At 70.0% G+C, this 24,354-nt stretch carries 18 protein-coding genes and 2 pseudogenes; 3 read left to right on the top strand and 17 right to left on the bottom strand.

The window, feature by feature from the left end; genetic code table 11:
* Nucleotides 1-39: 39 nt before the first annotated feature.
* The 4 genes and pseudogenes from BIV25_RS33795 to BIV25_RS33805 form a co-directional block, all read right to left on the bottom strand.
* Entirely contained in the window at nt 40-1,386 is a 1,347-nt protein-coding gene (locus BIV25_RS33795; RefSeq protein ID WP_071376310.1) for a serine/threonine-protein kinase, read from the bottom strand.
* Nucleotides 1,383-1,580: a type II toxin-antitoxin system Phd/YefM family antitoxin gene (locus tag BIV25_RS33800; protein ID WP_071376311.1), complete on the bottom strand. Its 198-nt coding sequence runs from the start codon at nt 1,578-1,580 to the stop codon at nt 1,383-1,385. The genes BIV25_RS33795 and BIV25_RS33800 overlap by 4 nt, the downstream gene beginning before the upstream one ends.
* A gap of 275 nt (nt 1,581-1,855) precedes the next feature.
* A pseudogene (locus tag BIV25_RS53445) lies at nt 1,856-2,199 on the bottom strand (site-specific integrase); the annotation flags it as partial.
* Between the two features lie 230 nt (nt 2,200-2,429).
* Nucleotides 2,430-4,652, bottom strand: coding sequence for an MMPL family transporter (locus BIV25_RS33805; protein ID WP_071376312.1), 2,223 nt, complete (start codon nt 4,650-4,652; stop codon nt 2,430-2,432).
* A gap of 145 nt (nt 4,653-4,797) precedes the next feature.
* On the opposite strand from BIV25_RS33805, the gene BIV25_RS33810 reads away from it, so the two are divergent.
* Nucleotides 4,798-5,667 carry an acyl-CoA thioesterase II gene (locus BIV25_RS33810; protein ID WP_071376313.1) on the top strand — a complete coding sequence of 290 codons (870 nt, stop codon included), beginning with the start codon at nt 4,798-4,800 and terminating at the stop codon, nt 5,665-5,667.
* A gap of 7 nt (nt 5,668-5,674) precedes the next feature.
* Here BIV25_RS33810 and BIV25_RS33815 read toward each other — a convergent pair whose 3' ends face one another.
* From BIV25_RS33815 to BIV25_RS33825, 3 genes are read right to left on the bottom strand one after another with little or no spacing between them, the layout of a single operon-like run.
* Nucleotides 5,675-6,433 (bottom strand): SDR family NAD(P)-dependent oxidoreductase, encoded by a 759-nt coding sequence (locus BIV25_RS33815; RefSeq protein ID WP_071376314.1) that lies wholly within the window; start codon nt 6,431-6,433, stop codon nt 5,675-5,677.
* Nucleotides 6,426-7,859, bottom strand: a complete 1,434-nt coding sequence (locus BIV25_RS33820) for a coproporphyrinogen-III oxidase family protein (protein ID WP_071376315.1) — start codon at nt 7,857-7,859, stop codon at nt 6,426-6,428. Before BIV25_RS33820 ends, BIV25_RS33815 begins: the two co-directional genes overlap by 8 nt.
* 47 nt (nt 7,860-7,906) lie before the next feature.
* Entirely contained in the window at nt 7,907-11,836 is a 3,930-nt protein-coding gene (locus BIV25_RS33825) for a type I polyketide synthase (protein ID WP_079177048.1), read from the bottom strand.
* Nucleotides 11,837-12,306: 470 nt separating this feature from the next.
* On the opposite strand from BIV25_RS33825, the pseudogene BIV25_RS53450 reads away from it, so the two are divergent.
* Nucleotides 12,307-12,426 (top strand): annotated as a pseudogene (locus tag BIV25_RS53450) (nitrate- and nitrite sensing domain-containing protein); the annotation flags it as partial.
* Between the two features lie 46 nt (nt 12,427-12,472).
* On the opposite strand, the gene BIV25_RS53455 reads toward BIV25_RS53450, so the two are convergent.
* The 3 genes from BIV25_RS53455 to BIV25_RS33835 all read right to left on the bottom strand — a co-directional run bounded on the left by BIV25_RS53455 (nt 12,473) and on the right by BIV25_RS33835 (nt 14,768).
* Nucleotides 12,473-12,691, bottom strand: a complete 219-nt coding sequence (locus BIV25_RS53455; RefSeq protein ID WP_071376317.1) for a hypothetical protein — start codon at nt 12,689-12,691, stop codon at nt 12,473-12,475.
* Between the two features lie 622 nt (nt 12,692-13,313).
* Entirely contained in the window at nt 13,314-13,457 is a 144-nt protein-coding gene (locus BIV25_RS53460; RefSeq protein WP_256256552.1) for a hypothetical protein, read from the bottom strand.
* 72 nt (nt 13,458-13,529) lie between these two features.
* Entirely contained in the window at nt 13,530-14,768 is a 1,239-nt protein-coding gene (locus BIV25_RS33835) for a carboxylesterase family protein (protein WP_256256588.1), read from the bottom strand.
* A 358-nt stretch (nt 14,769-15,126) separates the two neighbouring features.
* Here BIV25_RS33835 and BIV25_RS51520 point away from each other — a divergent pair, with 358 nt between their 5' ends.
* Nucleotides 15,127-15,291, top strand: a complete 165-nt coding sequence (locus BIV25_RS51520; RefSeq protein ID WP_177235507.1) for a hypothetical protein — start codon at nt 15,127-15,129, stop codon at nt 15,289-15,291.
* A gap of 150 nt (nt 15,292-15,441) precedes the next feature.
* Here the strand turns inward: BIV25_RS51520 and BIV25_RS33840 are convergent, their stop codons facing one another.
* From BIV25_RS33840 to BIV25_RS33870, 7 genes are all read right to left on the bottom strand, one after another.
* Complete coding sequence (locus BIV25_RS33840; RefSeq protein ID WP_371273096.1) at nt 15,442-16,653, bottom strand: Gfo/Idh/MocA family oxidoreductase; 1,212 nt, start codon at nt 16,651-16,653, stop codon at nt 15,442-15,444.
* A gap of 200 nt (nt 16,654-16,853) precedes the next feature.
* The gene (locus tag BIV25_RS33845) at nt 16,854-18,071 is read right to left on the bottom strand and encodes a cytochrome P450 (protein WP_071376318.1); all 1,218 of its coding nucleotides are present in this window, start codon (nt 18,069-18,071) and stop codon (nt 16,854-16,856) included.
* Between the two features lie 35 nt (nt 18,072-18,106).
* Nucleotides 18,107-19,489: an NAD(P)/FAD-dependent oxidoreductase gene (locus BIV25_RS33850; protein ID WP_071376319.1), complete on the bottom strand. Its 1,383-nt coding sequence runs from the start codon at nt 19,487-19,489 to the stop codon at nt 18,107-18,109.
* Nucleotides 19,473-19,688: a ferredoxin gene (locus BIV25_RS33855; RefSeq protein WP_071376320.1), complete on the bottom strand. Its 216-nt coding sequence runs from the start codon at nt 19,686-19,688 to the stop codon at nt 19,473-19,475. Before BIV25_RS33855 ends, BIV25_RS33850 begins: the two co-directional genes overlap by 17 nt.
* A gap of 289 nt (nt 19,689-19,977) precedes the next feature.
* Nucleotides 19,978-20,718, bottom strand: a complete 741-nt coding sequence (locus BIV25_RS33860; protein ID WP_071376375.1) for an SDR family NAD(P)-dependent oxidoreductase — start codon at nt 20,716-20,718, stop codon at nt 19,978-19,980.
* 1,024 nt (nt 20,719-21,742) lie between these two features.
* A complete protein-coding gene (locus tag BIV25_RS51530) occupies nt 21,743-21,946 on the bottom strand; it encodes a hypothetical protein (protein WP_177235508.1) in 204 nt (67 codons plus the stop codon).
* A 503-nt stretch (nt 21,947-22,449) separates the two neighbouring features.
* On the bottom strand, nt 22,450-24,084 hold the full coding sequence (locus BIV25_RS33870) for a vanadium-dependent haloperoxidase (protein WP_256256554.1): 1,635 nt from the start codon (nt 24,082-24,084) through the stop codon (nt 22,450-22,452).
* Nucleotides 24,085-24,354: the final 270 nt, after the last annotated feature.

Consider the following 24,354-nt stretch of genomic DNA (forward strand, 5'->3'; position numbering starts at 1 on the left):
TTCCTACTCGACCGCCGACGGCGAGCCTCCAGGCCACACTCACCGTCTCCATCCACGAATCCTTGTGATGAACTCATTGGCAACACGTGCGAAGGGCTTCCAGCGCCTGCCGCCGTATCTGCCGAGGGCCTCCGACAGCTCAGCCCGCTGCTCCGGCGTCATCGGGCCCAGGACGCAGACCGGGACTCCTGGGACGCTTTCGGAGAGAGGCGCCTTCGGATAGGGCCATCCCGCCGGCTTCAGCAAGGAAGGCTCGGAGCCCGGCATGAACGTCAGGTAGAGCACGGTGAACTGGTAGGGACCCCAGTTCCGGAACTCCCTGATGGAGATGTACAAGATCCGGTCCCAAGTGAATTCACGGCGCACTGTGGAGTCGGTGGTCATGATGTATTTCGGGCCGACATGCAAGACCCAGCCCGATCTCACCTCAGGCACTGCAAACTTCCTTGTTCCGAACCATCCCGCATACGTCTGCGAAGACCGAGGATTGGGGAGCTTCTCGGCATAGGCGTCCAGGGGTTCTTTGCCCGTCCAGACCGCCTCGAACGGGCCGTCGTCCGGGGGCTTCTGGCCCGTCCGCCAACCGCGCAGCCTCTCCAGCGCGGCCTCGGCCGTCAGACGCCTATCGGGGTCCTTGTCCAGTAGGCCGAAGACCAGCGATTCGAGGCCGTCGGCCTTCTTCATCGGCGGCGGCTGCTGCGTCGCCACCGCGCCCAGGGTTGCGGTGTCCGTTTCACGCCGGAACGGGGATTTACCCTCGGCTGCGCGGTAGAGCGTGACGCCGAGGGCGAACAAGTCACTCGCGGGCCCGGCCTCCGCGCCGTTGATGCGCTCGGGGGCGAGGTATTCCGGCGTCCCGATGACGTTGCCGACGGTGGTGAGGCGGGTGTCGTCCTGGTGGGCGGCGATACCGAAGTCGGTCAGGAGTATCCGACCGTCGTCGGCAAGCATGATGTTCGCCGGTTTCACGTCCCTGTGGACCACTCTGGCCTTGTGGGCCGCGTTCAGCGCTTTCAGCATCGCCTCGGCGACATCGGCCACATCCTTCGGCGGCAGCGAGCCCTGCGCCAGCCGGTCTGCCAGCGAACCGCCGCGGACCAGCTCCATCACGATCCACGGCCGGTCGTCCTCGATGACGACGCTGTAGACCGGCACGATGTGCGGATGACTGCGCAACTTCGCGGCGTTGCGGGCCTCCCGCGCGGCGTATTCGAGCCGCCGGGAGTGCTCGGCCGGGTCGATGGCGGGAGGGAACCACACCTCCTTGACCGCCACATCGACGTCCAGATGTTCGTCGTGGGCCTGCCAGATGCGGCCGAAGCCGCCTCCGGCCAGCTCGCGTACCAGACGGTACTGGTCGGCGATGCGCCGTTGTGGGCTGCTCATCCGGCCGGCCCCGTTCCGGCCGCTTCCTCGGGTCTGCCGCCGGGGTCGTCGGCGCACCCTGGGGGCATGGGCATGATGGTGGCGATGGCCCGGCCGTGGTCGGTCAGGACGATGGGCTCACGGGTGGTGGCGACCCGGCGGGCGAGGTCGCCCAGGATCAACCGCGCACGGGTAATCGATACCGCCTCGGTCATGAATGTAGTTTGACGAAGTGTCATGAATGGAGGGAAGGGGTCGGAGCGATCGCTACCGGACCCCCGCATCCTCGGCCGGTTTGGCGGTGTCGACGGTCCTACACGCTGGGCCTCGCCCGTCCTGGACAGGTCGGCGCTCCCCTTCTTGACCGGCTGACGGAGCGGCGCCGGGGCGCACGCGAGACGCTCGTGATCCTCCCGCGCCGTCGCGCTGGCGGCAGGGGCGACTGACGATTCGTCTCAGTAGGTGCAGGCGACTCCAGTCATCCGTGCAGCCGACTTCGGAGGCTGACATCCGGTACAGCCAGCCGCTTCGCCCAGGCCGGGACCATCGGTCCCTCGTAGCCTCGCTCACGGCACCAACCGATCCAGGACAGCACCCCCGCCCGGCGGGAGGTGTTGACCGCCGCGCTGCCCCAGAGCAGTTCGAGGGCCTCGCCGGCCTCGTCGTCGCAACCGACGCCAGTGGCCGGGCCTTGCCGAGCCGTTCGGTGGTTTTGCCTACCCCGATCCCATAGTTCCGGACCGTGTTCGGGTTACCAAGCGAGTCGAGAAACACGTCCGCCACCGCGCGGACGGTCAATGCCTTCCCGGTCGACAGCTGTACGACGGTGGGCACCGCTTCCCCCTTGCCGCAGATAACAGGGCCGCTTCGCGTACGGCCGGGAGAGCGTCACCGCAGGTGACGGATCAAGCTACCGCGGATGTTGGGGTGTTATCAGAGGAACGACTTCAGACCGGTCCGGCAACCGACGCACCGTCAGGCTCCCACCAGGGCCGACGAAGGCTCAGCACACGATCTGACACGGATGTTCCCCAACCCCGCTTCCTTGCCATACGGCCTTCTCTTCACGTCCTACCGATACGCGGCCGCCGCCCGGGCCGCGCCCGTGAACGGGATCGCTTCGCCGAGCCCACAGGCGCAGGCAGGCGTTGCGGCGGAGTGCTCGGGCTCTCGGCGTCCTCGCGCAGCCCGATGCGGTCGTGGAGGCGGCGCAGGGGTGCGGGGGCCCACCAGTTGGCGCGGCCGGCCAGCTTCATGAACGACGGTACGAGTACGGCCCTCACGAGCGTCGCGTCCAGCACCACCGCCAGTGCCAGGCTGACGCCGAGGAGTTTCAGCATGGTCACCCCGGAGACGGAGAAGACGAACAGCACTGCGGCGACGAGGACGGCCGCGGCCGTGATGATGCGGCCGGTGTGCTGGAGGCCGAAGGCGACGGACTCCGTGTTGTCGCCGGTGAGCAGGTAGCGCTCGCGGATGCGGGCGAGCAGGAAGACCTCGTAGTCCATGGAGAGCCCGAAGGCCACGCAGAAGGTCAGGATCGGGATGGTGGCGTCCAGTGTGCCGGTGTGCGGCGGGCTGCCCACGAGGAACGACAGGTGTCCCTCCTGGAACACGTACACCATCGCCCCGAACGTGGCGCTGAGGCTGAGCGTGTTGAGCGCCAGTGCCTTCACCGGCATCAGGACGCTCCCGGTGAACAGGAAGAGCAGCACCAGGGAAGAGCCCACCACGATGCCGATCGCGGCCGGTGCGGCCCGGGCGATAGCCGCTGTGCTGTCCTGGACCTCGGCGGCCCGTCCGCCCACCGACACGGTGGCCCCGGCCGGTGGGGACACCTCACGCAGCCGGCGGACGAGCCGGGTGCCTGCGGGTGAGTCCTGCTCGGCTGTGGTGACCACGGAGAGGAGGGTGGTGTCGCCGTCCCGCGAAGAGGCGGTCACCCGGCGGACGTCGGGCACCCTGGAGAGGGCGCGGGCGTACGGCTCCACAGTCTGCGCACCCTGCACCACCACGGGGACGGTGCCCAGCGCGTCCGCGTCGAACCGGTCGCGCAGCAATTGCGTGGCGCGGTGCACCTGCGAAGACGCGGGCAGCGAGCGGTCGTCGAACAGGCCCGAGGCGACCCGGGTGAACGGGGACGCGAGGAGGGCCAGCAGCACGACCACGCCGCTGCCGTAGAGCACCGGACGCCGCATCACCACCGTGGCGAACCGGTACCAGCGGCCGTTTCCGGGGGCCACCGCCGGGCCGCGCAGCCGGGCGAAGACGTCGTAGCGGTCGACGAGATGGCCCGCGACGGCCAGCAGTGCGGGCAGCACGAAGACCGCCCCCGCCGCCGCGGAGAGGACCACGGCGATGCCGCCGTAGGCGAAGGACCGCAGGAAGAACTGGGGGAAGACGAGCAGGGCCATGAGGGACAGGGCCACGGTGAGCGCGGAGAACGCGACCGCCCGTCCGGCCCGGCTCACCGTGGGGCCGAGCGCGTCCCGGACCGTGGCGCCGGTGCGCAGCTCCTCCCGGAAGCGGGCGAGGACGAACAGGCTGTAGTCGATGGCGAGTCCGAGGCCGAGCGAGGTGGTGGAGTTCATCGAGTACACCGAGATCGGCACGGCGCCCGCCAGCGCGTTGAGCACGGCCCGGCTCACCAGGACCGACAGCAGCGCGATGACCAGCGGCAGGGTGGCGGCCACCGCGCCGCCGAAGATCAGCAGGAGCAGGACCAGGGTGATCGGCGCGGCGATCACCTCGGCGAGCAACAGGTCGTGCGCGGTCCGCTTGCCGACCTCCGACTGCACCTGAGCGGGCCCGGCCGCCAGGACCGTCAGCCCCTGGGCGTGCCGTCGGATGTCCGGTACGACGCGGTCGGCGGTCTTCGCGCGGTCGTCCTCGTCGCCGCTCAGGGAGAGCGTGATGAGCCCGATGGAGGCGTCACGGGAGCGCAGCGCGGGCGCGTGCCCCGCCGTCCAGTACGAGGTGGCCGCCCGCACGCCCTTGATCTGCCCCGCGCGCCGGGTCAGGGCCGTGCCCAGGGAGGTCATCTCCGGTGAGTCGACGGAGGGCGTGCCGCCGAGCAGCAGCACCAGGTCCCCGCCGGCGGCCGGGAAGTGCTCGGCCACCAGGCGTTCAGCACGCGCCGACTGCGCGCCGGGGTCGGAGAAACCGCCGTGGACCAGCCTGTGTTCCACGCCCAGACCGCCGATCCAGGCGAGGACGAGGGACACCGCGCTGACCCACAGCACGGCGAAGCGCCGCCGGTACAGTGCCGCGCTGACGTGGTCCAGCATGACAGTGCCTTCCTGAAGTTCTCCTGGCAGAGCGTCGGCGGTGTCCTGAACTGCCGCTCGCCGTCTGCCCGTTCGATTGATGGACGGGGTCTGAGCTGGTGATACTGGCTCGATCGAGCACCGACACCGAGGCGAAGCGAGGTCCATGCACCAGGAACGCGCATTGGCGGAACTGCTGGACCTCCTCGATGTCGGCCCCGAGCCCGGCCGGGACGACGGGGAGCACTTCCTGGGGCGCCCGCCTCTGGAGCAGTCCTCCCCGGTGTACGGAGGGCTGTTGGCCGCTCAGGCGCTGGCCGCCGCCGGCCGTACGGTGACCGGCGAGCTGCCCGTGCACTCCGTGCACTGCTCCTTCGTACGGCCCGGGCTGCCGACCTCCCCCTTCGACCACCGCGTGGAGCGGGTGAGGACCAGCGCCTCGTTCGCCACCCGGCGGGTCTCCACGGCCCAGCGCGGCCGCGAGGTCTTCGCCCTGACCGCCTCTTTCCACCGCCCCGAGCCGGGCCTGGCCCACCAGGACGCGATGCCGGACGTTCCGGACCCGGAGGGCCTGCCTGCCTACGAGGAACGGCTGACCGAGGTGTTCGGCGAAGCGGTCGCCCCGCTCGGGACGCCGTACGAGACGCGCTTCGTCGGGCCGTTGAGCTTCGACGCCGAGAAGGATCCGGCACTGGCCTCCTCCCGGACGCGCGTGTGGGTGCGGGTCAAGGGCGAGGCGGCGGACGGCCAACCGCTGCTGCACGCCTGTCTGTTGGTGTATATGTGCGATGTGACCATGCTGGAGACGGTGGCGGTCCGGCACGGTGTGTCGTGGTTCCACGCCACCGCCCGGAGCCTCGACTACACCGTGTGGATCCATCATCCCTTCCGCGCGGACGACTGGCTGCTGTGCGACCACGAGACCCCGGTGGCTTCCGGGGGCCGGGGCCTGGTCCTCGGCCGGGTCTTCACACGCGGCGGGCTGCTGGTCGCCACCCTCGCCCAGGAGGGGCTGGTACGGGTGAGCCTCGGCTGAGCGGCTGTCATACGACCAGTCCGCCGGAGATCTCGATGGTCTGCCCGGTGATGTACCGGGCCTGGTCGGAGGCCAGGAAGCACACCAGGCACGCCACATCCTCCGGGGAGCCGAACTCCTGCCCCGGAATCAGGGACTTGAGGAACTCGGCCCTGTCTTCCGGTATGGCCGCCGTCATGTCGGTGTCGATGAGGCCGGGGGCGACGGCGTTGACGGTGACGCCCCGGGCGGCGATCTCCTTGGACAGCGCCTTGGTGAAGCCGACGATCCCGGCCTTGGCGGCGGAGTAGGCCGTCTGGCCGGGGGTGCCGTGCAGCCCGGCGGAGGAGGTGATGTTGACGATCGCGCCGCTGCGCTGTTTCACCAGGGGCATCAGCAGCGGCCGGGTGACGGTGTACATGCTGTTGAGGTTGGTGTCGATGACCTGGTGCCACTGCTCCGGGGTCATCCGGGCGAAGAGGGTGTCGCGTGTGATGCCCGCGTTGTTGACGAGGACGTCGAACCGGTCCAGGTGGTCCAGGGCCGAGGCGGCGAACCGGGCAGCCGCCTCGGTGTCCGAGACGTCGGCGTACAGCGGGATGCAACGCCGCCCCGGGTGGGCGGCACTCAGGTCGTCGGCGAGGGCGCGAGCCTGTTTCTCACCGCTGTGGTAGCCGAGGACGACGTCGGCGCCCTGCGCCACCGCCATCCGGACGACGGCGGCGCCGATGCCCCGCGAGCCGCCGGTGACCACGCAGCCGCGGCCCGCGAGCGGGAGGTCAGTCACCGCTCGCCCCCAGCGTCACGTCGACGGGCCGGCGGGACTCCTTCTTGCGCCGTGCGGCCTCCTCGCGCAGCTCGCGGTAGCGTTCCTCGGCGAGCAGTGCGGAGATCATGGGGGCGTAGAAGGCGCCGTCACCGGTCAGTTTGATCCGCTCCGCCGTGATCTCCGCGTAGCTCCGCTCGGCCAGCGCGTCCCAGACGGTGGCGAACTTCTCGTACACGTCGAGGCCGAAGGCCGCACGGTACTGGACCCGGTCGATCTCCGTGCTGATGAGGCTGCGGAAGAGGACCATGAGCAGCCAGTCGTCGGGGGTGTGCCTGAAGCCACGCTCGACCGGGAACCGGCCGTTGTCCACGGCCTCCTTGTACTTGGCCAGGTTGCGCTGGTTGATGAACGACCAGGAACGGCCGGGAGCGAGCGCGGGGTTGCCGAAGAAGGTGATCGCCGCGTAGCCGAGCCCGAGGGTGTCCATGTGCTCGAAGCGCGGCAGGTAGCCCTCGCGGAAGTCCTTGGCCACGGGGTCGCCGGGGCGGCGGAAGTTGTACGTCGACAACTGCTGGTAGCCGTGGTCGAGCAGGAAGTCGCGGCCCGCCCGGTACATCTCCAGGTTGGCCAGCGTGCTGGGCAGTTCGTGGAAGCGGTTGAGCGCGAAGTCGGTGGGCCCACCGACGTTCAGCTCGTAGTGGGTGATGTCGTAGACGTCCCAGGAGACCAGGGTCTCAAGGTCCTCCAGCATGGTGTCTACGGTCTGCTGGGGCCAGCCGAAGATGAGGTCGACGTTGGCGGCGAGGCCGAGTTCACGGGCCCACTCAAGGCTCTGGATGACGTGCTTGGTCGTCTGTTTGCGGCCGCTGAAGCTGTTGAGGCGTTCGTTGACCTGCTGGACGCCCATGCTGATCCGGTTCATCCCGGAGTCCCGGATGGCCTGCATCTTCTCCCGGGAGAAGAGCTGCGGGATGCCCTCCAGGGTGAGGTCCGCCCCGTCCGCGATCTCGGGGAAGAGGCGGCGCACCATGTCCATCAGCCGGTGGTAGACGGGGGCCCGGTACAGGTTGGAGGTGCCCCCGCCGAAGTAGGCTCCGGCGAGGACGGACCCTTCCATCTGCTCGCGGTACATCTCGGCTTCGCGTTCCACGTAGCCGTAGTAGTCCTCCAGCGCGGGGTTGCCCTTGAACTCCTCGACGGGGAACAGGCAGTAGCCGCACTTTCCGGGGTCCGTCGGCAGGCAGTACGGGACGCCGACGTAGAGGAACACGTGGGACTGGTCTCCCGTGGCGCGCAGGCGCAGGCGGTCCTCGCCGATCTCGTCCAGGGGCACGGACAACTCGTTCCAGTACCGCGGGGACGGGAAGCCGTGCTGGATCTTGTTGACCTGGCGTTCGGCGAGGTGGCTGTCGAGATAGCTGTTGACATATGCGGGTGTCAACACGGTGGCCGGCACTTCCCCTCTGGGTGGGATGGGCAGCAAGGAGGCGGTCAGGAGCCCTGGCGGGCGGTGGCGGCCGGGTCGGCCAGGATCACGCGCTGGAGGAGGTACTCCGCCAGTTCCTCGATGCTCTGGTACTCCAGCGCTTCCATCGCCTTGAAGCGGAAGTCGAGCTTCTCCTGAATGCGGCGCTGGAGTTCGGTGATGCTCAGTGAGTCGAGACCGATCTCCAGCAGGGCCAGAGACGGGTCGAGATCGTGCAGGTCGATCTCCAGCTCGGTCGACATCCGCCCGAGGGTGTCGACGATCTCGTCGGTGAGCCAGCCGATGATCACCTGTCGGCGCTCTTCGGCCGGGAGGGACTCGACACGTTCGCGTAGTTCCTGCCGTGAGTCGCCGCTCTCCCGGGCTCCGCCGCCGGCCGGTGCGGCCGGCACCGCCGAGCCGCCGGTCAGCGAGGCGACACGGCGGAACGCGATGTCGTCGAGGTCCGCCAGAAGGTTCCCGGTGTCGTCCAGGACCCGCAACCGGGCTGTGAACGCGGCCCCGTTGGCGTCCGGCCGTAGCTGGACGTGGCCCCAGATCTGGTCGGGCAACTCACCGTGCAGCGCCATCCGGCCGACGCCCACCGGAACGAAGGCGCCCCTGGCCGCGCCCTCCCGCGCTGCCGCGGCGGTGAGGTGCAGACAGCCGTCGAGCATGGTGGCGAACCGGTGGGCATGGCTCACCCGGGACGCCCCGTCGGGAGCGGCCGTGATCCGGCCGAGCGCCTGCCCGCCTGCCTCGTCCAGCCACAGCTCGCGGACGGTGGAGAAGCTCGCCCCGTACTCCATCCCGTCCTCCCGCAGCAGCCCGTAGAGCCGCCCGGGCGGCAGGGTCGTGGGCATCTCCGCGCGCAGGTGTTCCGGAGGTGTCCCCGAGCCGTTCTGCCGTACGGCGGGGCCGACCTTCCCCTGGCAGTAGCGGGACCGGCCGTCCCCGGTGCCGTCGGCCACCGTGAAGCGGAAGGGGCCGTCGCCCTCCAGGTCCACCCGGACGGTGCTGGGCTTCGCGGGGGCCAGCACCAGCGGGCGCAGGAAGTCGACGTCGGTCAGCTCGACCGGCGCGGCGGCGTGGCCGTCGGCCGAGGCGTAGGCGTCCACGGCGAGTTCCAGATAGCCGGTGGCCGGGAAGACGGTCGACCCGAGGATGCGGTGGTCCGCCCACGGCGTCCCGGCCTGCACCTCGTGCCGACGGACGGTCTGCTTCGGTACGACCGCGGGTGCGGGCGCGCCGGGCGGTGTCTGCCGTGGCAGTACCGTCTCGGCCGCCTCACGATGGCCGGTGTCCGGCGCAGGCTTCAGCCAGTACCGGTCCTTGCGGAACGGGTAGCGGGGGGCGGTGGAGGTACGGCGGTGGCGGGGGCTCTGGTAGAGCGCGGGAAGGTCGATCACGGCGCCCGCCGTGTACAGGGCGCCCGCGGTGGCGAGGAGGTTGCGGGTGTCCCGCCCGTCGCGCCGCAGGGTCGGGATCACCGTGACGCCGGTGTCGCCGAACGCCTGCGGGATGTACGTCCCCAGGGCGGGGTGCGGGCCGAGCTCGACGACCACGGTGCAGCCCAGCGCGGCCGCCGCACGCATCCCGTCGTGGAACCGGACCGGCCGGCGCACCTGCTGGCTCCAGTACTCCGGTCCCTCCGCGCCGGTCAGCGCCTCACCCGTCACATTGGAGAACACCGGGACGGCCGGGACGCTCGTACGCAACCCGGCGGCGGCTTTGCCCAGCTCGGCCAGGACCGGCTCCATCAGCGGCGAGTGGAAGGCGTGCGAGGTCCGCAGGCGGGTGGTACGGCTGCCCGCCGCCTCGGCGAGCCGGGCCACCTCGTCCACGGCCTCCGTCCGCCCGGAGACGACCACGGCGCGCGGCCCGTTGACGGCGGCGACCGCGACGTCCGCCTCCCGCCCCGACAGCCAGCCCTGCACGGTCTCCGGGTCGGCGCCGACGGCCAGCATCACTCCGTCGCACGGCAGTTCGCCCATGAGCCGGCCGCGCACCGCGCTGAAGCGGGCGGCGTCCTCCAGGGGGAGCATGCCGGCGACGCAGGATGCGACGATCTCGCCGATGCTGTGCCCGACCACCGCGTCCGGGACGACTCCCCAGGAGCGCAGCAGGGTGGCGAGCGCGTACTCGACGGCGAACAGCGCCGGCTGGGCCAGGCGGGTGTCGTCGAGCGACCCCGGAGCCTTGTTCTCGAAGAGCAACTGCCGCAGTGGCACGGGCAGTTCCGAGTCCAGCACTTCGCCGCACCGGTCGAGGGCGGCGGCGAAGGCCGGTTCGCTGTCGTACAGCTCGCGGGCCATGCCGGGGTACTGCGCGCCCTGGCCGGTGAAGACGAACGCGGTCTTGGCGGGTTTCGCGGGGTGCCCGCTGGTGACCGAGGGAGAGGTCCGGCGGGTCCGCCACAGCCGGAGGTCGTTGGCGAGCTCGATGCCGCCCCGCCCGGTCACCGCGAGGCGGTGGCGGTGTGTGGCGCGTCCGGCGGCGGCGGTGAAGACGGCCGCCGGCAGGGTCTCCCGGTCGGTTCGGGACAGATACTCCGCCCAGTGCTCGGCCAGACCGTCCAGGCTCGCGGGGGACTTGGCGGACAGCACCAGCAGTTCGGCCGGGCGCGGCTTCGCGGTGCCGGTCGGATGCTGCGGCTGCGGGGCCTCCCGGAGGATCGCGTGGGCGTTGGTGCCGCTGTAGCCGAAGGAGTTGACGGCGGCCAGGCGCGGCACGTCCGTCCTGGGCCACGGCACGGACTCGGTGGGGATCTCCACCTGTGTGCCGTCAAGGTCGATCTTGGGGTTCAGCCGGTCGAGATGGAGGCTGGGGTAGATGGTCTCGCGGGACAGCGAGAGGGCGGCCTTGGCGACGCCGAGGAGTCCGGCCGCGGCCTCGGTGTGGCCGAAGTTGCTCTTCACCGAGCCGACGTACAGCGGCCGGTCCGCGGTGCGGGAGCGACCGTAGGCACGGGCGATGGCGCCCATCTCGATGGGGTCGCCGACCGGCGTTCCGGTGCCGTGCGCCTCGACGTAGTCGACCTGGGCGGGGTCGACACCGCTGCGGGCGAGCGCGGTGTGCATGACCCGCTCCTGGGTGCGGCCGTTGGGGGCGGTCAGCGCGGGCGTGTGTCCGTCGTGGTTGATCGCGGTGCCGACGATGCTGGCCAGGATGGGGTCGCCCCGTTCCTCCGCAAGGGACTGGCGGCGCAGCAGCACGGCCACGCAGCCCTCGCTGCGGACATAGCCGTCCGCCTTGGCGTCGAACGCCCGGCACTGCCCGCTGGGTGAGAACAGCCCCAGTTTGCAGAAGGCGACATGGACATCGGGGTTGAGGATCAGATTGACGCCGCCGACGATGGCCGTGTCGCACTCGCCGGCCAGGATGGACTGCCGGGCCAGGTGCAGGGCGACCAGCGATCCGGAACAGGCGGTGTCGACCGCGAAACACGGCCCTTTCAGATCGAGGAAGTGGGCGATACGGCCGGCGCTGATGCTGTTCGCATCGCTCATCGCGTCGTAAGCCGTGACGCCCTTCAGCCCTTCGATCGCGTGCTTGAGGAACGAGTAGTTGTTGCTGTTCATCAGCGCCAGGAAGACGCCGGTGTCGGTGCCCCTCAGTTCGGCGGGGTCCTGTCCGGCGTGTTCGAGCGCGTGCCACACGCTCTGCAGGAGCAGCCGGTGTTGCGGGTCCATGCGGACCGCTTCGGCGTCCGAGATCCCGAAGAAAGCCGCGTCGAAACGGTCGACGTCGTCCACGAATCCGCCGTGCCGGATGTAGGTCTTGCCCGGGGCCAGGGGGTCGGGGTCGTAGAACTCGTCCACGTCCCAGCGACTCGACGGGATCTCCTCGACGCAGTCCCGCCCTTCCCTCAGCACTGTGTTCAGGTCATCCAGCCCGTTCACATGACCGGGGAGAGCGCACCCGATCCCAACCAGTGCGATGGGCTCAACATCCACGCCGGAATTCTCCTTCGGAAGACGGGGAACGGCACTGTCGTAGCGCCCGAAAAGGGTGCGCTGTCGGTAGGGGCCATAAGGGGCGGGGCGACAGACGAATCAGCGTCAGGATTCTTTTGTCCTCGCCGTATCGGGGCTCCGCACGCACGTATTGGCCAAGTTCCGTCTGGGCGCACTCGTGTAAGGCTAGACATGCGGCCGATAAGGGGAAAAGCGGCGCTTGTGGGGCGGGCGACGTACTTGGGGGGCGTGCGGGGACCGGGGGCGCTCACGGGAAGCGGAGGCCATGTGTCACGAGCCGCGGCGGTCCCGGCCGACACGGCCTGGGAACCCCTTCATCAGGTGGAGACCTGTCCGCGCTGCGTGGACGGAGCGCGGGGTGCGCGTACGGAGGCGGGAGCCCGAGCGCATCTGGAGGCGCCTGTACGACCCGTGCCGAGGCCGGCCTCAGCCTGCACATCCAGGCTCTGGTGCACCAGCTGCAACGGGAACGCGGGCTGATCAACGGCCCGTTGGGCGGTGAGGAGAAGTTTCGCCAACCGCTCGCAGCCGTTCGCAGGCGCGTTGACGCGGCGCTGCGCGGTTCGCGCCGCGAAAGCGCGGTCGAGGATGCCATCCAGCGGCACTTGCGGCGCCTCAGTCGCTGTAGGCGCCCCAATCCTTCAGCTGGCCGAAGTGCGCGGGCACGGCCAGACCGGCCGCGCACGCAGCCACCCCGACCAGTACGGTCCCGTGCAGCGACAGCAGCGGCGCGGCGACTACCGGAGCCGCCGAGAAGAACGCCGCGGCGCTGCCATCACGAGGCGTGACCAGAGCCATGATGACGCCGACGACGACCAGGAGCAGGGGCAGCACGCGGATTCCGCGCGGAAGAACTCGCGGTCTGATCCGGCCCTCGCTTGGTCTCGACACGCGCCCCCCGCCGTTGATGCGGGTGTCTCTTCCACACTCCCGCATGCTGACCGAAGCCCGCCAGCCGGGCGCCATCCGATCTGGGCACCGGACGTACTGATCAGCTGCCCCCGTTGGGGATACGCGCCGGGCGCGTCGAGGAGTGCGGCGACGAGGCAGGCACCAGGGCGGAAGAAGATCAAGGGCCGGCATCCGTCCGGTGGTGGGCGTGTTCCTGGAGCGGACCGGCGTGAGGGCATCGATCCCGAGGGCGTGGCGGCCGCGGATTGCTGCTGGAGCCAGTGTGTGGCCGCTTGTCCCGGGCTGCCCTCTGGCAGGGGGCCGTCGAGGTGGTCGATCTCGTGGTGGATAAGAGGTCGTCCCGATCGGTGGGTGGTTGGTCGAAGCGCCCTGCCGGTCGGGACGTAGGGTCTGGTGCACGATCGGGTGAGTTCGCGAAAACGGTCGGCGATGGTCAGGGAGTACAGCCGGTCCGAGGAGTAGACGGTGACCAGCAAGGTGAGGAACTCGGCCCAGTGAGGCATGGTCGGCGTGCAGAAGATGTGCTTCATGACGGTCTCCTCTCTCAGCCGAAGTGGCGGATGCGGGCTGCGGTCGCGGGCGCGTAGGGCAGCCAGTTGCCGGTCGTTCCAGTGGTGACGAATTCGGCGACGGCGGTTGCGAATTCGAGGCTCAGGGTGCGCTGGGCGTCGCCGGCGCCGGTGAGCACGGGGCTGCCGGGGTAGGCGTCGAAGGTGTTGAAGAGGAAGGGCAGTTCGGCGCAGTGGGTGGCGCCCAGGGCCTACGGGTCCTCGGCGGGGGCGTAGTCGAACTGGTAGACGTAGGTGGTGTTGCCGCCGGCCGCGTGATGGTCGGCGATCTCCAGCGAGCCGTCGCGGAAGAGGCCGTCGGTCTGCACCGAGGTGAAGATCTGCGCCGGTGTCGCGTGCGGGAGGCGGGCGGCGTGCTGCTGGTAGACGTCCAGGGCGGCCTGTCGGCCGACCTGGACGGTGAGGACGTCCAGGGCGGTTTCGGTGGTGAGGTTCTGGATGCGGGGGTCGAAGGCGAAGAAGGCCGTCGCTTCGTCGCGGGTGGTGCCGATCAGCAGGGTCTTGCCCTCCAAAGCGCCGTCAGTGAGCGCCTGTTGCCGGGTGCGGGGCATGCCGGGGGCACCGAGGACCGGGTACATCGGCGGAGCCGCGTTACCCGGAGCCGCGAGCTGGACGGAGAGGCGGCCGTAGGCGTCCAGCAGCTGCTCGACCGTCAGGGCACGCAGGGCCTTCGCGACATCAGTGCCGACTGGGATGTCCAGCAGGCGCAGGTAGGCGTCGGCGTTCTCGGCGGCCTGGTGCGGATCCTGTGGGTTCAGGCCGAAGGGGCCGCTCTGCAGCAGCACCCGGGTGATGGACCCGCTCGTCTCGGGGTCGAGCGCAAGCGACAGGGCCGAGTACGCTCCGGCGGACTGCCCGCCGACGGTGACCGTGCGCGGGTCGCCGCCGAAGGAAGCGATGTTGTTCTGCACCCAGCGCAGCACGGCGGCCTGGTCCTGGGGGCCGAGGTTGGCCGCGCCGATCTCTGGCAGGTACAGGTAACCCAGCGGTCCCACCCGGTAGTTGGCGGTGACGACCACGATGTCGCCCAGCGCGGCGAGGCGGCCGCCGTCGTACCAGTCCCAGCCGCCGGAGCCGCTGGTGAAGCCGCCGCCGTGCCACCAGAGCAGGACCGGGCGGGCCGCACCGTCCGCCAGCGCCCGGCGCGGAGTGAACACGTTGAGGGTCAGGCTTCCGTCCTCGTTCCAGTCCGGCACGCGCTGCCCCTGCACCTTCTCCAGCCGGGAGGCCGCCTGCGGAACGGAGGGGCCGGCCTTGGCCGCGTCCCGCACGTCCATCCAGCCCGGGTGCGGCTGCGGCGGCGCGAACCGCAGCTCGCCGACCGGCGACGCGGCGTACGGGATTCCCCGGAAGGAGACCGCCTCGCCCTCCGCAACTCCCCTGACCTTGCCCCAGCCGGTGTCCACCACCCTGTGCTCGATACCGGTCATCGTGCTCACCAGCTCTCTCGTCTCGGTTTCTCTGAGACGTTTCTAAGCCGAGGCGAGAATCTGAGCCAGAAATGACAATCTGAGTCGAGGAAAAAGGACATAAGATCTTGAATCATGGAGAGAGTGCGCCACCTGTTGAATGAAACGGACAGTCGGATCGCCGCCGCGATGCTGGCCGCTCCGCGTGCCTCCTGGCGCACTCTCTCCATGCTGGGAGATTCCATGTCCTTCATTCGCGTTCAGAAATGCTCATGATGGCTCAGATGGAGGCTTCCGGGTAGAAATGATACAGAGCAACGGAAGTGAAAGGTGAGCACCGTAAGGGGATCGCCGAGATAGGTCCATGAGGGGCGGCGGGGTGATCTTGAAGCCCTGCGCGCCCGGAGTCATCTCCAGCACTGGCGTGGGAGTCGATGCCGTGTGGGGAGAGGAAGTCACCGACCCAGTTGATGCTGATGAGCAAGGCGTCGAGATGGTCGGCCATCCACGAACCGGCGGCGTGGAGAAGGTCGGATTCCTCTGAGCCGGTGAACGTGCTGACCTGGACCCTGCCCTGGTAGGGCCTGCTCTCGACGGGGCCGTGGTACGTCTGGTAGCCGCGGGGAACACCGGAGCCGCGGCATTCTCGCAGAGGGTAAAACGGTCGAGCTCCCGACCCGACCCACTTCGGGGCCTACGAGCCTTGCTCCGCGAGTGTGACCTTCCGGCCCGCGCGCGCCGCCTCTCGGATCCGCTCCAGCATGCGGTGTCGCCGGACGGCGTGCCGGAAGTCGGGAACGCCGTCCTCATCCGGCGCAAGGTTCCCGGTGATCTGGTCGCGCAGAAGCGCGTACTCGTGGGCGACGTTGCAGGCGGGCTCGGTGGATCGCCCGGTCCATTGCGTCAGCGACCGCTGATAGCGGGCGGGAACCGGTAGCTCGGTCAACGTGCCGTCCTCTCCTCGGGCTCCGTTGAGTCGCAGTCCCCCATACCACCACTGGGCCTGGTCGGCCTTGACGACGAGATCACCGTCCGTGCCGTTGATCTCCCAGTGAAACGCGGTGGCGCGTGAGGTCCCACCGCGGATGTGCATTGCGGCTACGGCCCCCGACTCCAGCACCCCGGTGACGGCGATCTGGTCCTCTGCGGTCTTGGCCGCAACCACCCCGCTCGTGACGTGGGTGACCTCCGGGCGCAGGTCTTCGATGACAGCCGACACCTCACGGAACTCCCCGAGCACCATGGTCAGCGCGTCGACCGAGTGCCCGAAGGGGATCGACAGCAGCGTGGCGCCGCTGGTGACGTCCAGCACGTACGCATAGTTGTCGTCGTAGGTGGCGCCGCCGATCCAGCCCGACCCGAGCATGCTGGTCGACAGCACCCGCCCCACGTAGCCATCGGCGACCAGGTCCCGCAGATACCGAAGCGGCGGAGCCGACCGGGCCTGCAGACCGACGGCCGTGAGCACACCCCTGCGATGCGCGAGGCCGGCCAGCTCCTCGGCCTGCGCGAGGTCGGCACCGAGCGGCCACTCGCTGAACACCATCTTCCCCGCTTCCAGCGCGGGTCGGATGAGCTCCAGGTGATGCGGAACCTTCACCGTCACCACCACGAGATCGACTTCCTCACTGCGGGCCAGCTCCTCCGCGCTGCCGTAGGTCAGCGGCACCGCGTACTTCTCGCCGGCCGCACGCGCGGATTCGGCGCTGCTGGCGCTCAGCGCCCGCAACTCGTATCCGTCGAGCCCGGCCAGTGCCGGCACATGGGCAGCGGCCGCCCACCCGCCGCTCGCGCTCAGCCCCACGACACCGACGCGGATCGGCTCCCGATGAGGGGAAGCGGACGTCATGTGCGCTCCGGCGTTCGAGGTCATCTGCTCTCTCATCTCAAAGCGGCCCATAGCCATGGAGGACACGGTCTGAGCAACACGGTCAGCTACACATCGATCCGCTTGCCGTTCGTTACGGCGGAACCTCACTCGGCGAGCCCGCTCCGCCGCGCCCTGCCCCTGTGGCGCGTCGGCGCCTCCGAACCGGCCGAGGAACAACCGAACGAACGACCGGCGCGGCTCTCCTTCGCGTCCTGGGGCGAGGCGGTTCATTGCGTCTACGGCGACGGGGCCAGCTCGATGGGAAGGTGCCGAGGGCCGCGCAGCACGGCGCTGTGCCGGTAGGGGGGAGGGTCTTCGACCAGGGTTGCGGTGGTGAGATGGGGAAGGAGTGCTCCCAGGGCGGTCTGGGCTTCGACCCGGGCGAGGGGCGCGCCGTAGCAGATGTGGACGCCACTGCCGAATCCGAGGTGCTGGTTGTCCCGGCGGGCGGGGTCGAACCGGTCGGGGTCGCGGAACCGCTTGGGGTCACGGTTGGCCGAGGCCAGCGCGAGCACCACGGGTACGCCCTTGGGGATGGTCGTGCCCGCGACGTCGACGTGGGTGAGGGGCGTGCGGTCCAGCAGATGGACCGGGGGCTCGTAGCGCAGCAGTTCTTCCACTGTGCCGGGAAGCAGGTCGGGTTCACGGCGCAGGCGCTCCAACTGGTCGGGCTGGCGCAGCAGAGTGAGTACGCCGTTGGTGATCAGATTGACCGTGGTCTCGTGTCCGGCGACGAGCAGCAGCACGGCGGTGGCCGCCAGTTCCTCGCGGGTGAGCGCTCCGGCCGGGTCGGGGTCGTTGACGAACGCGGACAGCATGTCGTCCCCCGGATGGCCGCGGCGCTGTTCGGCGAGGTCTACCAGGTAGCGGCCCATCTGCGCTCTGGCCTGGTTGCCGGCCTGTTGGCTCATGGTGAGGTCTTCGCCGGGCCGGATGTCGCCGGAGTCGGTGATGGCGTTGGACCACTGCCGAAAGGTCGGCTCGTCTTCGCGCGGTACACCGAGAAGTCGGCAGATGACGGTGACAGGCAGGGGGTAGGCGAAGTCGTCGACGATGTCGACTTGCGTACGTCCCCGGAGCGACTCGATCAGTTCGTCGGTGATCCGGGTGATTTCGTCTCGCATGGCGTCGATCCGGCCCGGACTGTGCGGGGGACCGAACGGCCGTGTGGCCACGCTGCGCAGCCTGTGGTGTTCGGGGTCGTCGAGCCGGATGAAAGGGTGGGGCTCTTCCTCTTCCGCCGGCAGGCCGCTGTAGGTGCCGGTGCGGTTGCGGCGGTCGGAGCTGAGCCGTGGGTTGTGGAACAGGGCGACGATGTCGTAGTACCCGCCTACCAGGTAGCTGCCATCCGTCTGCCGCGCCACGCCCGCCTCGCGGAGTTCGGCGTACAGCGGGTAGGGGTCGGGGCGGTTGGCGTAGGCGGTGATCCGTTCCAGCAGGGTGTCGACAGCCATCGACGGGCTCCTCGTGACAGGGAAGGACGGAAGGGTCAGCCAGCGGGCCGGACCACGGTCAGTCGGCGGTCCGGCAGGTGACCGGTGAGCGCGACGGTGGGGCCGTGGGACAGTCCCTTCGGATCCGGCACGTCGGAGGGGAGCGCGAATTCGGTCACCAGCGGGTGGCCGTCGGCAGCGCCGGGCGCGGGCGGGAACGGGGCGGCGATCTCGATCAGGCCCTGGTAGTACTCCAGCCACTTGGCCATGTTGACGGTGACGGCGGCAGTGATGCGGCCCCGGTAGCCGTAGACCGCCACCAGACGGCGTTCACTGAGTGAGCCCTGGGCGATGACCACCTGGTCGGAACAGGTCGGGACGCCCACGGACTTGATGTTGACCCCGAACTGACTCGACCAGAAGACCGGAACCGCGAGGTGGGGGCGCCGCGGCGGCCCGGGACTGATCATGTTGTGGGCCGCCACCTCGGCCTGTGCGACCGCATTGCCCCAGTGCTCCAAGGAGAGCATCTGGTAATCGAAGAGCGGGTGGGGGAAGCGGGAGACGTCGCCGGCCACAAAAATATCGTCGGTGACGATTCCGTACATGTCGAAAGCGCGGCACCCCGCGTCACAGGCGACCCCGTGCGGGCCCGCCGCCAGCCCGGAATCCGCCAGCCACTCGACGTTGCGGACCGCACCCATGGCGATGACGCACACGTCCGCGTCGATGTGGCTGCCGTCGGAGAGGTCAGCTCCGGTGAACCGCCCGCTGGCGTTCCCGCACAGCGCGGTGACCGTCACTCCGCAGCGCAGGTCCACGCCGTGGGCCCGCTGCAGGCCGGCTGCGAGCTTCGCCAGTGTGCCGCCGAGGGCGCCCACCAGCGGTGCGGTGCCGCGTTCTGTGACTGTGACCTCGATGCCCCGCTCCCGGCAGGCTGAGGCGATCTCCGAGCCGGTGAAGCCTGCGCCGACGACCAGCACGCGGCGCGGCCCGGCGGTCAGCCGCTCGGCCAGGCACCCGGCGTCGTCACGCGTGCGCAGGGTGAAGACTCCGTCCAGGGCGGCCTGCTCCGGTTGGGGCCAGGGGCGCGCCCGGGTTCCGGTGGCGATCAGCAGCCGGTCGTAGGGCAGGGGCTCACCGCCGGCCAGCAGGACCTGACGGCCGACCGGGTCGAGCCCCGTGGCACGCACTCCGAGGCGCCAGTCGGCGTCCGGGTCGCGGCGCATCGGCAGCCCGGTAGTGTCCGCCGCCGACATGCCGAGCAAAACCTGCTTGGACAGCGGCGGTCTGTCGTAGGGCGGGTGGGGCTCGTCCCCGACCACGGTCAGCGAGCCGGTGAAGCCCCTCTCGCGCAGTGCCTCAGCGGCCCGCAACCCGGCCAGCGACGCGCCGACGATGACGATGGGGCCCTCCCGAAGGTCACCGGGCCCGGGCACCGACGGTCACCGCCTCACCCACGAGGATCGCCTGGACCGGGCACGCTGCAGCGGCCTGGCGCACACGCTCCAGCTGCTCGTCCGGGACTTCCTGGCGGTACAGCAGCGCTTCCTCGCCATGCAGCTCGAACATCTCCGGTGCGAGAAACACACACTGCGCATACGCCTGGCAGCGGGTGAGGTCCACGACGGTCCGCATCCCAAGCCTCTCCCTCCGTCGCCTCGAGCCCTCTGTCTCTTTTTAGGCTCCGGAACGCGCCAGGTGCTCGCCCGGCTACTCCGTCGGGGCCAGATCCAGCGGGCAAGGGTGTTCGAGAACGCGCAGGTGGGCCGGAATGGGGCTGCGGTCATCGTCTCGCCTGCTGCTGCCGTAACTACACCGCGTCAACTGCGCACGCCAGGATCAGAAACAACTTCTTTGCGGGTCGAGGCAGACATCGTGGGCATGGGCGTCGGGTTTGGCATATCCGTCGCGGCCCAGCCCAAAGTCATCCGATCGCGAGCTGTCCGCCGCGTGCCTCGAGAACCGCGCCGGTGATGTAGCTGGCGCGGGACGAAACAAGGAACAGAACCGCTTCCGCGATTTCTTCAGGGTCGGCGACCCGCCCCAGTACGGTGGTTCGCCCGATCGCCTGGAGGGTTTCACCTCCCATCTCCTCCGTCCCGCGGGTATGGACAGGGCCCGGAGCCACGGCGTTCACGCGGACGCCCTGGGCGCCGAACTCGTCAGCCCATACTCGTGTGAGAAGTTCGAGTGCAGCTTTGGAGGCCCCGTAAGCACCCGATTCCCGCACCGGCGTGGTAGCCGCCGCTGTACTCACATTCACGATGACGCCACGCCCCCGCGCAGCCATTCCCGGGGCGAGGGCACCGACCAGGAGCATCGGCGCGCGTGAGTTGACGGCCATCTGAGTGTCGAACATCTCGGCGGTGGTGTCCGGCGTACTGGCGAACCGGTAGATACCGGCGTTGTTGATCAGAACGTCCACCTCGCCTGCTTCAGTGGCAAGACGCAGGACATCTTCAGCGCTACTCAGATCCGCAGCAACGAACCGAGCCTTCCCGCCTGCGGCAGCGATCTCTTTGACGGTCTCAGCACCCCGCTGCTCGTCCCGCCCGTGGACGATGACCGAGGCCCCCGACGCTGCCAGGCGCAGGGCCACGGCCCGGCCGATGCCGGCGGTAGCGCCGGTGACAAGAGCGGTGGATCCGTCCAGTTCTGCAGCCATGAAAAGCTCCTCCAAGCCGGGAGGAACGACATGCTGTCGGTTGTTCCTCGTGTAACTGATGATCCTGATGGTTCATGCCATGGCGACGACGGACCCACGCCGGACCGATCGTTGATCATGGTCCGGCCCGGGGCCGTGGCCCACGCGGTCTTGGGAGGCCGGCGAGCTCGCCTTCGCTGATCACGTCCGCGGGCGACTGGAACGCGCCGTACTGCTGCCGGGGGGAAAGGCGCCACCCCCGCTGTCCGGCGTGCCAATGCCCCGGCCCTGACGGTGGCGCAGAGTTCCGGGTACCCCCGGCCGGCGAGCGTGACGGCCCCGCTCGGGCGCCTGGCGCGGCTGCTCGACATCCCGCCGGAACTCGCCCATAGCAGTACCGGCATACGGCTGTCGCGCGACGGCCATGGGGCCGGGCGGCGTGTGTGCGCACCAGGCACTCGGCGCGGCTGCGAGCCTCGCTTCACGTCCGGCAGACGTCGGCGGTGCATCGGGCACGTGTCCCGTGACCGTGGGGCTTCAGCTAGCCAGTGGTAAGTGGAGGAGGAGTGCGCTGTGTGCAGCGGCCAGGGGGTGTCGGTGGTGGGGGTGCCGGTCCGGATGAAGCCGAGCCAGGCGGTGCACACACGGCGGCCGAGGGACTCGATGTCCGACGGGCGGGCGCCGGCGAGCATGGGGGCGTCGGCCCAGTCGACGTCGGTGCCGAAGAGGAAGCGCAGTTCGATGCAGTGGGCGGCGCCGAAGACGGAGTCGGGGGCGGCGTCGAACCGGGAGGCCCATACGCGGCCGCCCTCACTGAGCTGGACGGCCGGCTTACGGGAGGGACGGGCGAACTCCCTTGCGGCGAGTTCCACGCCGTCAGCAGCGAGCGCGGAGCCCGGGACGGGGACCTCGCGCACCCGGCGCGGCACCGGGTTCATGGCGTGGAAGGCGACCGTCTCCCGTTCGGTGATGCCGATGGTGACGTCCGGGCCGGGTGCCCGGCGGGTGACGACGTCGGTCCAGGCTGCGCGGTCCGGGAGCGGGCCTACGCCCGCGACCGGCACGAACGGTGGACGGAGTTGAGCCCGAGCCTGCCGGCGGCCTCCCGGGCGACGGCGCTCTGGGCGCCCAGGATGTCCGACACCGGGGCGTCGCGCGGATTCGTGCCGAGCCGGGAGAGGAAACGCTCGGCGGCGCGCTTGGCGTGGTCGGCCTCGCCGAGGCTCAGCCCTGCCGGGGTGCTGTTCACGATGGCACCGTGGAACGGGCCCTCGGCCTCTGGGATGCCCAGCAGGCACCACACGCTGTGGGCGCTCGCGGGCCGGCCGACCAGGGTGACATGGCCGGTGTGCCCCGCCGAACGAGGCGGTGCCGTCCCGCACCCACCGCAGCGCCGCCAGCTGGTCGGAGACGCCGAGGTTGGCTTCGGGGATCCCCGGGGAGCGCAGACAGCCGAAGCTCGGAGCCGGTAGTCGATCGAGACGACGATCATGTGACATGGGCGGGCCCGCGCTCAGCGCCCTGGGGCGACCGGGTGGGTCCGACCGCGACAGTCATTCAGTCAGTGCGTCGCGGTGACTGGAAGCCAGGACTTCCTGCGGGCAGACGTCCGGCCTGCCGGCCAGCAGCTGCGGGCCCTCGGCGCGGAGGACGGCCGCCCTCTGAGCGTGGCCCGAGCCAGTGGTACCCGATGTACCGGGACCACTGGCTTCTCGGCCCTACCATGTCCATGGTTGTAGCGTGGCGGTGCGGTCAGAGCCGACCTGCCACGAAGTCGGCCACCTGGGTGCCGAGTTGCTGGCCCGCGCGGTTGTCGAGGGAGGTGTGCTGGCCGGACCAGATCCGGCTGAGCCACGCTTCGGTGGCGGCGTCCTGGAAGCCGGTGAAGGTTCGAGTGACGCCCTTCGAGGTCACCGCGAGATGATGCCGCGCCCCGTAGAGTCCGGCGAGCGTCGTTGCCGCAGCCTGGCTGAGAGCGCCGTGAGCGCCGGGATAGGACGGATCCGGTGCGGTCGGCAGCAGAGGGGTCCAGCTGGGATCGCCGACGATGCTCGGGTTGTAGTGCGTACCGCCGAGCCGGATGGCGGTCACGGGCCGCCAGAGGTGGTAGACATACTTGGCGTCGTACATCGCGATCGCGGTGTCGGCGAGGGACAGGTCGAGCCGGGCGAAGACCTTCACCGCCTTCTCCAGGCTCGCGTTCTGGGAGGTGACAAGGTTCTGCGCGATCTGGTTCCAGACGTTCCAGACGGGTGCCGCCGCCCAGAACTTCGCCGCTGCCGTCTGATCGGGGGTGCGGGTGGTGCTGGTCTTGCTTCCCAGGCTCTTTACCTCGTTCAAGGCGGTGGCGTACGCGGCGCCGCTCACAGCGGGCGGCGGTGCCGGGCGGAACTGGCGTCCGCTCGTCAGCACGAACGGCTTGAGCGAGCCCCAGTCGGTGAACACCGGTGTCGGGAAGTTGGGCGGGGTGGGCCGGTAGTCACCGGCCTTGTCGCCGGGGCGGAACCGCGGTGGCCTGGCTGAGGACCCGTCGTCGGACCGCAGGCTGATCAGTCGGCGGGCGACCTCGGCTCCCACACCAATGCCCGCCCGTTTGCCCGGGCCGCTCGGAATCGCGGACAGCTGGCTGCTCAGCCGCTGGTCCACGCCTGCGCGCTTGGCCGGGTACAAAGCGACCAGCACATCATGGGCTGCCTGGTCCGCTGCGGCATCCGCACGAGCGCCTCCTGGCGCCGTCACCGAGAACACGTAGGCGGGCCCGGCCCGCGTGATCGATACCACGGCGTCGTACTCGGCGGCCTGGAGGAGCGCGAAGCTGCGCGTGGGCTGGACGGTGGACGGCTGCGCCTTCGGATCGCTCAGGATGGTGATGAGCTCACGGTTCCACTCCACGACCGACATCCCCGACCCCGTCGCGGCCGTGCGCAGGGCCGGCGAGTGAGCGGTGGTGGACCCGAAGGCCGGGCCGGCGAATCCGGCTGCCAGCGCGGCTCCGGCGAGTATGGCGAGTGTCTTCTGCTTTCCACCCATGTTCTTTGACTCCTTGTCGCTGGTGGCGGGCTGTGACAACTGGCGGTCATGCGCGTGGCTCATCTGTGTCGGCCACGCGAGCGTGATGGTGTCGGGGTGGTGCGGGCCGGCGGCCAGGTCGAGATGGCGGCGGTCGTGGAGGACGAGTTGCTCGGCGGGTTCCGCGGCAGCTGCGACGGGGCCGGGGTCGTCCAGGGCCCTCCGGCCCATGAGGGCCTTCCGGCGTAGCAGCCAGGCGCGTTCGGCTCCGGGGGCCAGCACTTGGTGCATCTCGCGGCGCAGATCTGGCGCATGCGTATATGCCTCGTGCGGGGGCGGGGCGTCGATGCCCTTGCCGCTGTTCGGGGTGACGTCCACGCTCACACCTCCGCCGGTACGCAGGGGCCGGCGCCGCAGCGTTGACACAGCACCGTGTCGTGGTGGGGGCCGCAGCGATCGAGTGCCGATGGGTGGGCCGCGGACCGCAGGGGCACCTGGGCCGGGCCCGGGCAGCCGTCGATGGGACACGGCTTGTGGGTCGCGAAGGACCACTCGGCGGGGGTGTCGGGTGGCCCTTCGCCGCGGTCGCCCCCGGGGGCCCGTCGCTGTGCTGCAGTGCCGGCCCCGGCAGGGGGTCGCAGCTCGTGC

Source organism: Streptomyces sp. MUSC 14, assembly GCF_001866675.1.
Classification (GTDB): domain Bacteria; phylum Actinomycetota; class Actinomycetes; order Streptomycetales; family Streptomycetaceae; genus Streptomyces.